The following is a 14,658-nucleotide window of genomic DNA, read 5'->3' on the forward strand; positions in this document are numbered from 1 at the left end:
CCTGGTGGGGCGGTGCCGGGGAGCCGCTCTGGAGGAGGAGACCTGATGACCCGAGTGAACATGGTCGTCGACGGCGTCAGCTACGCGGACGAGGTGGAGCCGCGGACGCTGCTGGTGCACCACCTGCGGGAGCGCCTCGGCAAGGTGGGCACCCTCGTGGGTTGCGACACCAGCAACTGCGGGGCCTGCACGGTGCACCTGGACGGGGTGAGCGTGAAGTCGTGCTCGGTGCTGGCGGTGCAGGCCGACGGCGCGGAGGTGACCACCATCGAGGGCCTGGCCACCGGCGGCGAGCTGCACCCGGTGCAGCGCGCCTTCCACGAGAACCACGGCCTGCAGTGCGGCTTCTGCACCCCGGGGATGATCATGCAGAGCGTCGACCTGCTCAAGGAGAACCCCGACCCCACCGAGGAACAGGTGCGGGAAGGGCTGGAGGGCAACCTCTGCCGCTGCACCGGCTACCAGAACATCGTCAAGGCCGTGCAGGCCGCCGCGCAGACGCTGAAGCCGGCAGGTGCCTGATGACCACCACCGTCGACTCGCCCACCGGCACCGACCCCGAGCTCGGGCGCGAGCGCCTGCGCAAGGAGGACGCCCGGCTGATCACCGGGCGCACCCGTTTCACCGACAACATCGTGCTGCCCGGGATGCTGCACGTGGCGGTGCTGCGCAGCCCCTTCGCGCACGCCACCATCACCTCCGTCGACACCAGCGACGCGCGCAGCCGGCCGGGCGTGCACGCGGTGTACACCGGTGCCGACTTCGCCGCCGAGCAGGGCAGCCTGCCGTGCGCGTGGGCGATCACGCCGGACATGAAGACCCCCGACCACCCGGCGGTCGCGGTGGACACGGTGAACTTCGCCGGGGAGATCGTCGCGGTGGTGGTGGCCCGCAGCGCCTACGAGGCCGCCGACGCCCTGGACGGCATCGACATCGACTACGACGAGCTGCCCGCGGTGCTGGACATGGAGGCCGCCCTGGCCGACGGTGCCGACCTGGTGCACCCCGCGCTGGGCACCAACAAGTGTGCGGTGTGGACCTTCGACTCCGCCGAGGCCGGCACCGGCAGCAGCGTCACCGACGCCCTCGCCGCCGCCGAGGTCACCGTCACCCGGCGGTTCCGCCAGCAGCGGCTCATCCCCGCGTTCATGGAGCCGCGCTCGGTGGTGTGCGACCCCACCGGCGAGCAGCTCACCCTGTGGACGTCCACCCAGGTGCCGCACCTGGTGCGCACCATGATGGCGATGACGCTGGGCATCCCCGAGCACAAGCTGCGGGTGATCGCCCCGGACGTGGGCGGCGGCTTCGGCGGGAAGCTGCAGATCACGCCGGAGGAGGTGCTCGCGGTGATGCTCGGCCGCCGGCTCGGCCGGCCGGTCAAGTACACCGAGTCGCGCTCGGAGTCGCTGCTGGCCGCCCACCACGGCCGGGACCAGATCCAGGACATCACCATCACCGCCCGGCGGGACGGCACCGTCACCGGCCTCACGGTGGAGCTGATGGCCGACATGGGCGCCTACCTCGGCCTGGTCACCCCGGGCGTGCCCATCCTCGGTGCGTTCATGTTCAACTCCATCTACAAGTTCCCGGCGTACCACTTCAGCTGCACCAACGTCTTCACCACCAAGGCGTGGACGGACGCCTACCGCGGCGCGGGCCGGCCCGAGGCCACCTTCGGCATCGAGCGGATCATGGACGAGCTGGCGGTCGAGCTGGACATGGAACCGATGGAGCTGCGCCGGAAGAACTGGATCACGCACGAGGAGTTCCCGTTCACCACGGTCGCCGGGCTCACCTACGACACCGGCAACTACGAGGCGTCCACCGACAAGGCGATGGAGCTGTTCGACTACGCGGGGCTGCGCGCTGAGCAGCAGCGCCGCCGGGAGTCCGGCGACACCCTGCAGCTGGGCATCGGCATCTCCACGTTCACCGAGATGTGCGGGCTGGCGCCCTCGCGCGTGCTGGGCCAGCTGAACTTCGGCTCGGGCGGGTGGGAGCACGCCGCCATCCGGATGCTGCCCACCGGCAAGGTCGAGGTGGTCACCGGCGTCACCCCGCACGGGCAGGGGCACGAGACGGCGTTCAGCCAGATCGTCGCCGACCGGCTCGGCGTGGCCTTCGAGGACGTCGAGCTGCTGCACGGCGACACCCAGTCCTCGCCCAAGGGTCTGGACACCTACGGGTCCCGCTCGCTGGTGGTCGGGGGCGTCGCCATCGTGCAGGCCGCCGACAAGGTGATCGACAAGGCCCGGCCGATCGCCGCACACCTGCTGGAGTGTGCCCCGGAGGACCTGGAGTTCGCCGGTGGCCGGTTCACCGTGCGCGGCACCGAGGCGGGTCTGGGCATCGCCGACATCTCCCTGGCGGTGTTCACCGCGCACAACCTGCCCGACGGGGTGGAGCCCAGCCTGGACTCCCAGGCCACCTTCGACCCGGAGAACTTCAGCTACCCGCACGGCACCCACCTCTGCGCGGTGGAGGTGGACACCGAGACCGGGTTCGTGCAGATCTACCGCTACGTCTGCGTGGACGACGTGGGGCAGGTGGTCAACCCGATGATCGTGGAGGGCCAGATCCACGGTGGGCTGGCCCAGGGCATCGCCCAGGCGCTGTACGAGGAGGCGATCTACGACGACGGCGGGACCCTGCTCACCGGCACCATGGCCGACTACCTGCTGCCCTCGGCGATGGACCTGCCGCACTTCACCACCGAGCGCACCGAGACCCTCGCGACGTCCAACGTGCTGGGCGTGAAGGGAGTGGGCGAGGCGGGCACCATCGCCTCCACGCCGGCCGTGGTCAACGCCGTGCTCGACGCGGTGCGCCAGCACGGCGTGCGCGACATCGAGATGCCGTGCTCGCCGCAGCGGGTGTGGCGGGCGCTGGAGCAGGCCAGGGGCGGCCTGGACGCCGGCGGGCCCGCGGGGCGCAACACCCCCGAGGCCGGCGGCGGCCTGGGCACCACCGACGCCTCCGGCTCGGTGGACGAGTCCACCAGCACCACCGACGAGGGAGGACTCGCATGATCCCCGGGAGCTTCGACTACGTGGCGCCGACGACGGTCGCCGAGGCGCTGCAGGTGCTGGCCGCCGGCGGCGAGGACGCCAAGGTGCTCGGCGGCGGGCAGAGCCTGATGCCGGTGCTGCGGCTGCGGATGGCCGCCCCCACCCTGGTGGTGGACCTGAACAAGGTGGCCGAGCTGCGGGGCATCGCGGTGGAGGGCGACGAGCTGGTGATCGGCGCGATGACCACCCACCACGACGTGCTGCACAGCCCGCTGGTGGCCGAGCACGCGGCGCTGCTCGCGCTCACCACCGCCACCGTGGCCGACCCGCAGATCCGTCACCGCGGCACGCTCGGCGGGGCCCTGGTGCACGCCGACCCCGCCGGTGACCTCGGCGCGCCGGTGCTGGCCCTGGACGCGTCGCTGGTGCTCGCCTCGCCCACGGGCACCCGCACCGTGGCCGCGGCGGACTTCTTCCAGGACCTCTTCACCACCGCGGTGCAGCCGGGCGAGCTGCTCACCCAGGTCCGCCTCCCTCGGCACACCGGCTGGGGGGCCCGCTACGAGAAGTTCCAGCGGGTGGCGCAGGCGTGGTCGGTGGTGGCGGTCGCGGCAGCCGTGCGGCTGGAGGGCGGCACCATCGCGCAGGCCAAGGTGGCGCTGACCAACATGGCGTCCACGCCCGTGCGGGCGGCCGCGGTGGAGGCCGCGCTGCTCGGCCAGCCGGCCACCGCCGAGTCGGTCCGCGCCGCCGCGGCGCAGGCCGGGGTCGGCACCTCACCGGGCAGCGACGTCGGTGCCGACGCGGCCTACCGCACCCACCTGGCCGGGGTGCTCACCCGTCGGGCGGTGTCGGCGGCCGCCGGCATCTCCTGACCCAGCTCGTCCATCCACAGCAGACAGGAGAGGCACGTGTCCGACTCAGGGACGACCGACTCAGGCGCCACCAGCGCGGCCGACGGCAAGGGAGCCGGGCCCGAGCCCACGGGGGCGGAGATGCCCGGGGCCATCGGGGCGCCCACCCCCACCCCGCGCTCGGCCACCGGCACCGAGACCGCCCAGGGGGCGTCCGGCGAGGGCGACGAGCCGGGCCCCGCGGGACCCGCTGCGAGCGGGTCCGGACCCGGCCGTGGCGCGCCGGTGCAGTCCTCGCCGGCTGGCGGCGAGATGGCCTGGTTCGCGCCCGTGCTGGTCGCGCTGACCGTGGGCACGTTCGTGCTCTGGTGGCTGCGGCGGCGCTGAGCGGGCGGTCGTGCCCGGGTGTGGTTGCCGTCACAGCCACGGCGTAACTTGGCGGAGGAACGCGGTGGCCTGAATGGATAGGGTGATTTGATGGAGATGGAACACGATTTCACGGTCGACGCACCTATTGGCGAGGTCTGGACGGCTTTTCTCGAGCCGCCGCGGGTGGCGCCGTGCTTCCCCGGCGCCACGCTGACCGGCTCCGACGACACGTCCTTCACCGGCACCGTCAAGGTCAAGCTGGGACCGATTGCCATGTTGTACAAGGGAACCGGGACTTACGTCAGCGCCGACGAGAGCACCCACACTGCGGTGATCGACGCCAAGGGCAAGGATTCTCGTGGCAACGGGCAAGCCAGTGCCAAGGTGACGGCCATTCTCTCCGAGAATGGCTCTGGCAGCACCAAGGTGGTGGTCAAGACCGACCTGAACATCACCGGCAAGCCCGCGCAGATGGGGCGCGGCCTCATCGTGGACGTGGGCGGCAAGATCATCGGGCAGTTCGCCCAGTGCCTGAGCGAGCGGCTCGGCTCAGGGGCGAGCGAGGGCGCCGTGGCGAGCGGCGCGGCCACCACCGCTCCATCCACCACCGAAGCCACCACCACCGGGACCACCACGGCCGGCACGTCCGCGGCCGCGCCGTCCACGCCGACGTCAGCCACCTCGGCCCCGTCCAGCTCGTCCGGGCCCAGCGCGACACCGCCGAGCAGCCAGCCGGCACCCGCGGCGGCAGGGGCCGCCTCCAGCGACGGGACGGACGGGCACGGGTGGCCGTCGGAGTCCACCTCGGCCGAGGCCATCGACCTGATGGAGATGGCCGGCGGCAGCGCCATGCTCAAGCAGGCGCTCCCGGTGATCGCCGGGGTCGCGCTCGGGCTGGTGGTGGGCGGGATCGTCGGCTGGCTGGTCAAGCCGAAGCCCAAGCCGCGCACCGTGATCCCGTCGTACCTGGAGGCGGTGCTCGCCCCGCAGCGGGCACTCGTCGACCTGTCCGCCCACCGCCGCCACAAGTAGTCCGACGTGCAGAACCACCTCAGCCCCGCCGGAGCTCCGGCGGGGCTGACGTGGTCGTCGGGCTGGTGTCAGCCGACCTCGGGGATCGGCGGCCCCAGCAGGTCGTCGGCATCGGTGATCCGGTAGGCGTAGCCCTGCTCGGCCAGGAACCGCTGCCGGTGGGCGGCGTAGTCGGCGTCCAGGGTGTCGCGGGCGACCACCGAGTAGAAGTGCGCCTGCCCGCCGTCGTGCTTGGGTCGCAGCAGCCGGCCCAGTCGCTGTGCCTCCTCCTGGCGTGAGCCGAACGTCCCCGACACCTGCACCGCCACCGAGGCCTCCGGCAGGTCGATGGAGAAGTTGGCCACCTTGCTCACCACCAGGGTCTGGATCTCCCCGCGGCGGAACTCGTCAAAGAGCTTCTCCCGCTCCTTGTTCCGGGTGGATCCCTGGATCACCGGTGCCCCCAGCGCCTCCCCGAGCTCGTCGAGCTGGTCGAGGTAGGCGCCGATCACCAGGGTGGGCGCCCCGGGGTGGCGCTCCAGGATGGACTTGACCACCGGCATCTTGGTGCGCGCGGTGGAGCACAGCTTGTAGCGCTCCTCCGGCTCTGCGGTGGCGTAGGCCAGCCGCTCGGCGTCGGTGAGCGTCACCCGCACCTCGATGCACTCCGCGGGCGCGATCCAGCCCTGCTCCTCGATGTCCTTCCACGGCGCGTCGTAGCGCTTGGGGCCGATCAGGCTGAACACGTCACCCTCGCGGCCGTCCTCACGCACCAGCGTGGCGGTGAGACCCAGTCGGCGACGCGACTGCAGGTCGGCCGTCATCCGGAACACCGGCGCCGGGAGCAGGTGCACCTCGTCGTAGATCACCAGGCCCCAGTCCCGGGAGTCGAACAGCTCCAGGTGGCGGTACTCGCCCTTGGTCTTGCGGGTGACCACCTGGTAGGTGGCGATGGTGACCGGACGGATCTCCTTGCGCTCACCGGAGTACTCGCCGATCTCGTCCTCGGTGAGGGAGGTGCGGGCCACCAGCTCACGCTTCCACTGGCGTCCGGCCACGGTGTTGGTCACCAGGATGAGCGTGGTGGCCTTGGCCTTGGCCATGGCGGCTGCCCCGACCATGGTCTTGCCGGCGCCGCAGGGCAGCACCACCACGCCGGAGCCGCCGGCCCAGAAGGAGTCGGCCGCCATCTGCTGGTAGTCGCGCAGCTCCCAGTAGCCCTCGTCCCCGGGCTCGCCGCTGTCCAGGGAGATGTCGTGCGCCTCGCCGTCCACGTAGCCGGCGAGGTCTTCCGCCGGCCAGCCGACCTTGAGCAGCATCTGCTTGAGCCGGCCCCGCTCGGACGGGTGGACGACCACCGTGTCGTCGTCCACCCGTGCGCCGAGCATGGGGGCGATCTTCTTGTGCCGCATGATCTCTTCGAGCACTGCTCGGTCGAGGCTGATGAGCACCAGGCCGTGCGCCGGGCTCTTGACCAGCTGCAGCCGGCCATAGCGGCCCATGGTGTCCACGATGTCCACCAGGAGCGCCTGGGGCACCGCGTAGCGGGAGAAGCGGACCAGGGCGTCGACCACCTGCTCGGCGTCGTGCCCGGCGGCGCGGGCGTTCCAGAGGGCCAGCGGGGTGATCCGGTAGGTGTGCACGTGCTCGGGGGCTCGCTCGAGCTCGGCGAACGGGGCGATGGCCTGCCGGGCCTCACCGGCCAGCTCGTGGTCCATCTCGAGCAACAGCGTCTTGTCGGACTGGACGATCAACGGTCCGTCGGTCACACGTCCTCCTGGGTTTCTGCGGCAACCATTCATCTTCCTCCCTGCGAGGCCCGCGGTGCCACCTGCTGTGCTGAGCCACACCGAAAGTCGTTCGCAGACGGTGCTTGTGTGGCTACGCTGTGCGTGCCGTCACCAGGGAAGGGCCACGCCGATGACCACACCGCCACCCGGGCCGCCCCAGGGCCCGCCGTTCGGCCAGGCCCGGGCCCCGGGGCCCGACTACCCCCACCAGGGCGGCTACCCGCAGGGCCCGCCGCCCCCGCCGGGTCCGTACCCCCCGCCGGGTCCGTACGCCCAGCAGAACCCCTACCCCCAGCCGAACCCGTACCCCCAGCCGAACCCGTACCCCCAGCCGGGCCCGTACCCGGGGCCGCCGCCCCGGAGCCGCAAGCGGCTGTTCTGGACCCTGGGCAGCGCGGTGGGAGCCGTGGTGCTCCTGGTGGTCGTGGTGGTCGGGCTGGCGGTGGGCGGGGTGATCGGCAGCAGCGTCAGCACGGCCGACGAGGGTGACTGCCTGGTCATCGCCACGTTCTCCGACACCGACTCCGACGTGGAGCGGGCCGGCTGCGACCAGACCGAGGCGCTCTACCAGGTGGGCAAGAAGCTCGAGGCGCCCAACGTGTGCCCGAACAAGGAGTACGTCCCCCTGACACTGACCGACGGCGACGGCGACGACCGCACGCTGCTCTGCCTGGTTCCCAACTTCACCGAAGGCAGCTGCTACGGCGTCGCCGACGGCGCCATGAGCAAGGGAGTCAAGAACGCTGACTGCGCCAGCGCGGAGGCGGTGGTCAAGGTGGCCAAGCGCGTGGAGGACTCCGCCGGCAAGAGCCTCTGCGCCGGGATCAGTGACGTCGACGTGCTGAGCTTCCCGCAGCCGGCCCGCACCTTCTGCCTGGTCGACCCCTAGCCCGACCCGGCCAGGGCGCTCACTCGTCGGTGAGGGCCACCGAGGTGATGCGGTGCAGGGCGAAGCGGCGGATGCCGGCGGCGGCGGAGTCGAAGCCCTCGAGCACTCCGGCGCCCACGCTCACCGGTTCCACCACCCGCTGGCTGGCGGTGCCCTGGGCGTCGACGTAGCCGATCCACACGCTGCGCCGCTCCCGGGCGGCCTGCTGCAGCACAGCCATGGTGGCCATGCCGCTGGCTCGGCTGCCGTCGGAGACCACCCGGTTGGCCGGTGTCATGGTGGCCGCCCGGTCGCCGGCGCGCACGCCGCGCACCACCGCGGCACGCTGCTCCGCGCTGGGCGGGGTGGGCACGGGCGAGCGGCGGCGGCTGCGCCGTGCCTCCACCCGCGCACCCCGCGGGCGCAGGTCCAGCACTGCTCCGGTGGGGTCCTCAGCGGCCGGGGCGAAGCCCGCCGAGCGCAGCCCCTCCAGCAGCTCGGCCAGCGACACCGGCGCCACCGCCACCGTGGGGGCGAGACGCCGCAGGCCCAGCTCGTCAGCGATCGGTGAGGCCACCACCTCCGACAGCAGCGCCTCGTCGTCGCAGCGCACGAACGACCCGGCGGTACCCGTGCGCAGCCGGCCGTGCCGGCGGGCCACGTCGTCGATGAGGTAGGTGAGCGCCTGGGGGACCGGGGTGTGCGAGCGCTCGGCGAACAGCGCGTGCAGCTCCGCGGCGCTGCGCCCGGCGTCCAGCGCGCGGCGCACGCTGGACGGGCCCACCCGGTAGACGGTGGCCGCCCCGGCTGACTCCACGTCGGCCACCAGGGCGATGTCCTGCTCCAGCTCGGGCTCCAGCGGTCCCGGCGCCACCACGGTCAGGTCGGCCTGCACCAGCACGTGGTCCACCGGGGCGGGCAGCGCCACCGCCATGGCCGCCTCGACGTCGCCACCGGCGAGCAGGGCACGCCCCGGGGTGCTCAGCGCCCCGCGGCCCAGCACGCCCACCGTGGTGGCCTCGGCCAGCGTCCAGCGGATGAGGTCCTCCCGCAGCCGCCCGCCCCAGCGGGGCCGGCGCCACGACAGCGCGGTCCCTACCTGGGCGGCGTCCAGCGCGGAGCCGGGCGGCAGGTCGGCGAGCACCTGCAGCACGCGGCGGCGGTCGCGCGGGGCGAGCGGGCGGCGCAGCTCCTCGGACAGGGTGGCCAGCGCCTTGTCGCGCTCGTCGCGCTCCCCGACCAGCCCGGGCAGGCGTGGCAGCTCCAGCCAGGCCGTGGCCAGCTCGGCCCAGCGTGCCGCCGGCTCGGCCACCGCCCAGGTGTCGACGTGCGTCGTCGGCGTCCACGCCGGGTCCGCCGCCTCGTCGGAGGCCACCAGCCCGGCCGCGGCCAGCAGCTCCAGCAGCAGGGGCAGCGCCGCCTCGTCGATGCCGGTCTGCTTGGCCAGCCGACGCAGCTCGCGCACCCCGAGGCCGCCGGCGCGCAGGGTGGGGGCCGGCGCGGCACCGAGGGCCGCGAGCAGGTCGGTGCAGTGCCGCAGCAGCTCCAGCGCGGCGCCGGCGGCGGCGGAGTCCATGTCCTGGCGCGTCACGCTGGTCGGCGTCGCCCGCGGCTCGGTGGGGCTGATCTCGCCCATCGGGCTGCCGCCGCGGAGCACCGCGCTCACCTGGCTGGGCAGCTCCACCGTCTGGTCGTCCACCGGCAGCAGCAGACCCGCCCGCAGCAGCTGTTGCACCGGGCGATCCGCTGGTGTTCCCGGTGCGGCGTCGCGGGTGCGGCCGAAGGGGGCGCCCTTGGCCAAGGTGGTCAGCAGCCCGAGCCGGGCGGCGTCGAGCTCGGCGAGCATGGCGGGGACGTCGGCGTCAACCAGTGCGGCGGACGGGCGACCCACCTGGCCGGCGCGCGGCAGCACCTCCCGCATGGCCGGGGCCACCCGGATGCCGTCGAGCTGCTTGTCCGGTCCCCACACCAGGGCCTGGGCACGCAGCCGCTCCAGCGCGGCGTTGACCTTGGTGGCAGGCACGGAGCTGCCGAGCAGCTCGCGGACGTCGGCCACCGACACCGGCTCGGCGTCGGCCTGGGCCAGCACCATGGCCTCCAGCACCGCCAGCTCGAACGCGGTGAGCTCGTCTGCGGCGCGAACCACCGAGGCGCGCAGGCCCGCCCGGTTGGCGAGCACCTGGGAGTCGGCAGGCGGCGGCACGGCAAGGTCCGGCCGCAGCTCCAGCAGGGTGCTCAGCTGCTGGTCGGACTGGCGGCTCAACCAGGCGGCGAGGCTCCGTGGGTCAGACATCACTGCCTACGGTAGTGACCTGCCCTGTACGGCAGTGGCAGCGCACTGTCAGAATGTCCGTGTGGCGAAAGCAGATGGCAAGAAGAGCAAGCGCTGGGTCGACCCGTCGTGGCCGAAGGTCCCGGAGGGTGAGCACGCCGTGAGCGAGCTGGCCTCGACTGTCGCGGGTGGGCTCTCGCCCTTCGGCGACACCGAGTTCCCGCTGCCCGCGGACCAGCTTCCCTACGTGCACCCGACGACGGTCATCAACCGCTAGGGAGCCGTCCCACCTGGGAGGCACCACCCACGCGGCCGGCGTCGGTCGGCGCAGGACGACCGGCTCCGCCCGCGTCCGAGCAGACGAGGTCCTCCGATGAGCAAGCCCGAGCTGACCCACGTCGACGCGGCGGGCCAGGCCCGCATGGTCGACGTGACCGGCAAGGACGCCACGGCCCGCACCGCGGTGGCCACCGGCACCTTCCGCACCACGGCTGAGGTGGTCGAGCTGCTGCGCCGGGACGGGCTGCCCAAGGGCGACGCCCTGGCCACGGCGCGCATCGCCGGCATCATGGCCGCCAAGCGCACCCCCGACCTGGTTCCGCTGTGCCATCCCATCGCGCTGTCCGGGGTGGTGGTGGACCTGCAGCTGGGGGAGGCCGACGTCGCCGTCACCGCCACCGTCCGCACCACCGACCGCACCGGGGTGGAGATGGAGGCCCTCACCGCCGTGGCGGTGGCCGGGCTGACCCTGCACGACATGGTCAAGGCGGTGGACCCCGCCGCCACCATGGACGGCGTGCGCGTGGAGACCAAGGACGGCGGCAAGACCGGCCACTGGAGCCGGCCGTGAGCCGCGCCGTGGTGGTGGTGGCCTCCACCCGGGCCGCCGGCGGGGTCTACCCAGACCGCACCGGACCGATCATCGTGGACTGGCTGCGCGAGCACGGCCACCAGGTGGACGAGCCCGTGGTGGTTGCCGACGGCGAGCCGGTGGCCCAGGCCCTGCGGACTGCCCTCGCCGCTGCCCCCGGCCTCGTCCTCACCACCGGTGGCACCGGCATCAGCCCCACCGACGCGACTCCCGAGCTCACCCGCGCGCTGCTCGACTACGAGGTGCCCGGGCTGGCCGACGCCGTCCGGGCCGCGGGCTCGGACGCAGTGCCCACGGCGATCCTCTCCCGCGGCGTGGCCGGGGTGGCCGGCCGCACCCTGGTGGTGAACCTGCCCGGCTCCACCGGCGGCGTCCGGGACGGGCTCGCGGTGCTGGAGCCGGTGCTCGACCACGCGCTGGACCAGCTGGCGGGGGGCGACCACCGGTGACGGCACACGTGGCGCGGGCGCTGGTGACCGAGGACGAGCTGAGCCTGGCCGAGCACGAGGCGCTGGTGGCCGAGCAGGCCGCCGGTGCGGTGGTGAGCTTCGCCGGGGTGGTCCGCGACCACGACGGGGGCCGCACCGTCACCGCGCTGGAGTACTCCGCGCACCCCACGGCGGGTGCGCTGGTGGCCGAGGTGGCCGCTGATGTCGCGGCGCGGGTGCCGGGGGTGCGGGCGGTGGCGGTGAGCCACCGGGTCGGTCCACTGGGCATCGGCGACGTCGCGCTGGCGTGCGCGGTCTCGGCCGACCACCGGGCCGAGGCGTTCCAGGTCTGCGCGCTGCTGGTGGACGAGGTCAAGGCGCGCATCCCGGTGTGGAAGCGCCAGGTGTTCCCGGACGGCACCGACGAGTGGGTCGGCTGCGCCTGAGCGCGACGGCCTGGCCCCACAACCTGGTGGCGCAGCAGAAGACCCCGGCACCGTGGAGGCTGCCGGGGTCTTCTGCTGTGGTGCTGTGGATCAGCCCAGGTGGAGGACCTGGCCGGGGTAGATCACGTTGACGTTGCTGATGGTGCCCTTGTTCAGCTGGAAGATGGCCTGGTAGCCACCGGAGATGCCCTGCGAGCGGGCGATGCCGGACAGCGTGTCACCGGACTTGACCGTGTAGGTGCCGGCCGAGGAGGTCGCCGCCTTGGTCGTGGTCTTGGTGGTGGCCTTGGTCGCGACCTTGGGGGCGGCAGCCTTCGGAGCAGCAGCCTTGGGGGCGACAGCCTTAGGAGCAGCCTTCGGGGCGGCAGCCTTGGGAGCAGCGGCCTTGGGAGCAGCAGCCTTGGGAGCCGACTTGGTGGACGCCTGCGGGGCGCTGGCACCGGCGGTGGCCGACGCGTTGCCCGAGCCGGTCAGCACCTTGCCGCAGACGGGCCAGGCACCCTTGCCCTGGCCGGCGAGGACGCGCTCGGCGATGGCGATCTGCTGGGCCTTGCTGGCCTGGTTGGCCTGCGGGGCGTAGGCGTGGCCGCCGAAGGCCTTCCAGGTGCTGGCGGTGAACTGCAGGCCGCCGTAGAAGCCGTTGCCGTTGGCGATGGACCAGTTGCCGGTGCTCTCGCACTGGGCGACTGCATCCCACTGGCTGGCGGAGGCCGCCGAGGCGGGCGCGGCCAGCACGGTGAGGGGGGCGCCGACGACCATGCCGGTCAGAGCGACCTTGGCGACGGTGCGGCTGGTGGTGGTGGGCTTGCGGTGACGGCCTTGGGTACGGGACATCTGGGTGGATCCTCTCCATACGCGCCTGCGAAGTCAGCTGTCGGGTTCGGGCTGAGAGGTAGCCCGGCTTCCCCACCCGTGGCTCGAGTGGTTTCGCTTCACCCCAAGGACCTAGGCAGCAGATCTGCGCCTCGGCCCGTCGTTCGGCTGCCCGAACGTGGGTCCTCCGTCCCTGCTCCTGATGGTTCTCGAGGTAACCGGTTCCCACGGAGCAGGGTTTGGCGCGGCGGACCGGTTCGGCCGGGGCTGTTCCGGCCAGGGGGAACGGTACGTGCGGCACAGGCTGCCGTCACCTCGTCCACTGTGGCCGATTTGTTACCTGTAACGCCCCTGCCACAGTTGACGATCCCGGCATAACCCCAGGTCAGGGCACTGACGCGTCTGTTCGTTGCGGACTCGTTATCCCGCCGTGATGTGACCGAGATCACGTTGGCCAGACGTTTATCTGACTGTTATCCGCCCGCGAAAGGTGGCAGCACGTCGACGGTGCCGCCGGGGGGCAGCGGCCGCTCGCGGTCGCGGACGGCGACCTCGTCGAGCAGGAACGAGCAACGCTTGAGCACCTCGACCAGGGGCGGGTGTCGCTCCGCGAGGACGGCCAGCAGCGTGCTGAGCGTGGCGCTGGCCGGCGCGCTCACGATCTCGGTGGGGGTGCCCGCCGCGGCCCGCGCCGCGGCGAAGTAGCGCACCTCCAGCTCGATGGCGGGTGCGCTGGTCGTCGGGCTGGTGCTCTCCGGAGAGGTGCTCACGAGTCAGCCCCCGATCGCGCTCATCGGGCGGGTGGGCTGCAGGAAGCCGGGGTCGTTGATCCCGTGACCCGGCAGCTTGGCCCACATGGCGTCCTGCCAGCGCTGCGCGATCGCGTCGTCACCGGCGTCGGAGCGCAGCAGGTCGCGCAGGTCGGTCTCGCCGGTGGAGAACAGGCAGCTGCGGACCTGGCCGTCGGCGGTGAGCCGGGTGCGGTCGCAGTCACCGCAGAAGGGTCGAGTGACCGAGGCGATGACGCCGACCGTCGCGGGTCCGCCGTCGACCAGCCAGCGCTCGGCGGGCGCGGCTCCGCGCGCCTCGCTGTCGGGAGTGAGCGCGTAGGCGGTGCGCAGCGAGGCCAGGATCTCCTCGGCGGTGACCATCTCGCTGCGCTCCCAGCCGTGCTGGGCGTCCAGCGGCATCTGCTCGATGATCCGCAGCTCGTAGCCGTGCTCCAGGCAGAACTGCAGCAGCTCGGGCGCGTGGTCGTCGTTGATGCCCCGCATCAGCACCGCGTTCACCTTCACCGGCGTCAGCCCGGCGTCGGCCGCGGCCCGCATCCCGGCGAGGACGTCGGCCAGCCGGTCGCGGCGGGTGATCTGGTGGAACAGCTCGGGGCGGACGGTGTCCAGCGAGACGTTCACCCGGTCCAGGCCCGCGGCGCGCAGGGCCTTGGCCTTGCGGACCAGGCCGAGCCCGTTGGTGGTCAGCGAGATCTCCGGCCGCGGACGCAGCGCGGCGGCGTCGGCGATGATCCCGGCGAGGTCGCCGCGCAGCAGCGGCTCGCCGCCGGTGAAGCGCAGCTCGCGCACGCCCAGGTCGGTGACGGCGATGCGGATCAGCCGGGCCAGCTCCGCGCGGGTGAGCAGATCGGAGGTGGGCAGCCAGTCCAGGCCCTCGGCCGGCATGCAGTAGGTGCACCGCAGGTTGCAGCGGTCGGTGAGCGAGATCCGCAGGTCCGTGGCGACCCGGCCGTGGGAGTCCAGCAGGGCCGAGGTCTGCGGGCGCGCCGGGTCGCGTGGCGGGGTGACGCCACCGCGGCCCGGCACGGGCAGGCCAAGTGAGACAACGGTCATGCGGCCAGCCTATCGAGGCCGGCGAGGGGCAGCAGAAGGACAAAGGGGCCCGCGCAGGGGCTGCCATGGATGGCTGTTCCGCGC

15 protein-coding genes and 1 riboswitch are annotated in these 14,658 nt (G+C 72.9%); of the genes, 10 read left to right on the forward strand and 5 right to left on the reverse strand.

What is annotated here, in order from left to right; translation table 11 throughout:
• Nucleotides 1-45 precede the first annotated feature (45 nt).
• The 5 genes from ELX43_RS02525 to ELX43_RS02545 all read left to right on the forward strand — a co-directional run bounded on the left by ELX43_RS02525 (nt 46) and on the right by ELX43_RS02545 (nt 5,263).
• Nucleotides 46-522 carry a (2Fe-2S)-binding protein gene (locus ELX43_RS02525; protein WP_127781993.1) on the forward strand — a complete coding sequence of 159 codons (477 nt, stop codon included), beginning with the start codon at nt 46-48 and terminating at the stop codon, nt 520-522.
• Nucleotides 522-3,029, forward strand: coding sequence for a xanthine dehydrogenase family protein molybdopterin-binding subunit (locus ELX43_RS02530; RefSeq protein WP_127781994.1), 2,508 nt, complete (start codon nt 522-524; stop codon nt 3,027-3,029). Before ELX43_RS02525 ends, ELX43_RS02530 begins: the two co-directional genes overlap by 1 nt.
• A complete protein-coding gene (locus ELX43_RS02535) occupies nt 3,026-3,883 on the forward strand; it encodes a xanthine dehydrogenase family protein subunit M (RefSeq protein ID WP_127781995.1) in 858 nt (285 codons plus the stop codon). Before ELX43_RS02530 ends, ELX43_RS02535 begins: the two co-directional genes overlap by 4 nt.
• Before the next feature lie 36 nt (nt 3,884-3,919).
• Nucleotides 3,920-4,249 (forward strand): hypothetical protein, encoded by a 330-nt coding sequence (locus ELX43_RS02540; RefSeq protein WP_127781996.1) that lies wholly within the window; start codon nt 3,920-3,922, stop codon nt 4,247-4,249.
• Nucleotides 4,250-4,339: 90 nt separating this feature from the next.
• Complete coding sequence (locus tag ELX43_RS02545; protein WP_206518082.1) at nt 4,340-5,263, forward strand: SRPBCC family protein; 924 nt, start codon at nt 4,340-4,342, stop codon at nt 5,261-5,263.
• Between the two features lie 68 nt (nt 5,264-5,331).
• Here the strand turns inward: ELX43_RS02545 and ELX43_RS02550 are convergent, their stop codons facing one another.
• Nucleotides 5,332-7,011 carry a DNA repair helicase XPB gene (locus ELX43_RS02550; RefSeq protein WP_127781997.1) on the reverse strand — a complete coding sequence of 560 codons (1,680 nt, stop codon included), beginning with the start codon at nt 7,009-7,011 and terminating at the stop codon, nt 5,332-5,334.
• 151 nt (nt 7,012-7,162) lie between these two features.
• Between ELX43_RS02550 and ELX43_RS02555 the strand changes: the two genes are divergently transcribed.
• Nucleotides 7,163-7,921 carry a hypothetical protein gene (locus tag ELX43_RS02555; protein WP_127781998.1) on the forward strand — a complete coding sequence of 253 codons (759 nt, stop codon included), beginning with the start codon at nt 7,163-7,165 and terminating at the stop codon, nt 7,919-7,921.
• Nucleotides 7,922-7,940: 19 nt separating this feature from the next.
• Here ELX43_RS02555 and ELX43_RS02560 read toward each other — a convergent pair whose 3' ends face one another.
• Nucleotides 7,941-10,193: a helicase C-terminal domain-containing protein gene (locus ELX43_RS02560; protein ID WP_127781999.1), complete on the reverse strand. Its 2,253-nt coding sequence runs from the start codon at nt 10,191-10,193 to the stop codon at nt 7,941-7,943.
• Between the two features lie 61 nt (nt 10,194-10,254).
• On the opposite strand from ELX43_RS02560, the gene ELX43_RS02565 reads away from it, so the two are divergent.
• The 4 genes from ELX43_RS02565 (at nt 10,255) to ELX43_RS02580 (ending at nt 11,917) form a co-directional block, all read left to right on the forward strand.
• On the forward strand, nt 10,255-10,449 hold the full coding sequence (locus ELX43_RS02565; RefSeq protein WP_206518083.1) for a hypothetical protein: 195 nt from the start codon (nt 10,255-10,257) through the stop codon (nt 10,447-10,449).
• Nucleotides 10,450-10,545: 96 nt separating this feature from the next.
• Nucleotides 10,546-11,022: a cyclic pyranopterin monophosphate synthase MoaC gene (gene moaC, locus ELX43_RS02570; RefSeq protein ID WP_127782001.1), complete on the forward strand. Its 477-nt coding sequence runs from the start codon at nt 10,546-10,548 to the stop codon at nt 11,020-11,022.
• Between the two features lie 11 nt (nt 11,023-11,033).
• Nucleotides 11,034-11,492, forward strand: a complete 459-nt coding sequence (locus ELX43_RS02575) for a MogA/MoaB family molybdenum cofactor biosynthesis protein (RefSeq protein WP_206518173.1) — start codon at nt 11,034-11,036, stop codon at nt 11,490-11,492.
• Nucleotides 11,489-11,917, forward strand: a complete 429-nt coding sequence (locus tag ELX43_RS02580) for a molybdenum cofactor biosynthesis protein MoaE (protein WP_127782003.1) — start codon at nt 11,489-11,491, stop codon at nt 11,915-11,917. Before ELX43_RS02575 ends, ELX43_RS02580 begins: the two co-directional genes overlap by 4 nt.
• A gap of 90 nt (nt 11,918-12,007) precedes the next feature.
• Here the strand turns inward: ELX43_RS02580 and ELX43_RS02585 are convergent, their stop codons facing one another.
• The 3 genes from ELX43_RS02585 to moaA all read right to left on the reverse strand — a co-directional run bounded on the left by ELX43_RS02585 (nt 12,008) and on the right by moaA (nt 14,574).
• A complete protein-coding gene (locus ELX43_RS02585; RefSeq protein WP_127782004.1) occupies nt 12,008-12,751 on the reverse strand; it encodes a transglycosylase family protein in 744 nt (247 codons plus the stop codon).
• Between the two features lie 6 nt (nt 12,752-12,757).
• A riboswitch (cyclic di-AMP (ydaO/yuaA leader) is annotated at nt 12,758-12,948 on the reverse strand.
• A 255-nt stretch (nt 12,949-13,203) separates the two neighbouring features.
• A complete protein-coding gene (locus tag ELX43_RS02590; RefSeq protein ID WP_241249676.1) occupies nt 13,204-13,500 on the reverse strand; it encodes a MoaD/ThiS family protein in 297 nt (98 codons plus the stop codon).
• A gap of 3 nt (nt 13,501-13,503) precedes the next feature.
• Complete coding sequence (gene moaA / locus ELX43_RS02595; protein ID WP_127782005.1) at nt 13,504-14,574, reverse strand: GTP 3',8-cyclase MoaA; 1,071 nt, start codon at nt 14,572-14,574, stop codon at nt 13,504-13,506.
• Nucleotides 14,575-14,658 lie beyond the last annotated feature (84 nt).

The organism is Rhodococcus sp. X156, from assembly GCF_004006015.1.
Classification (GTDB): Bacteria; Actinomycetota; Actinomycetes; order Mycobacteriales; family Mycobacteriaceae; genus X156.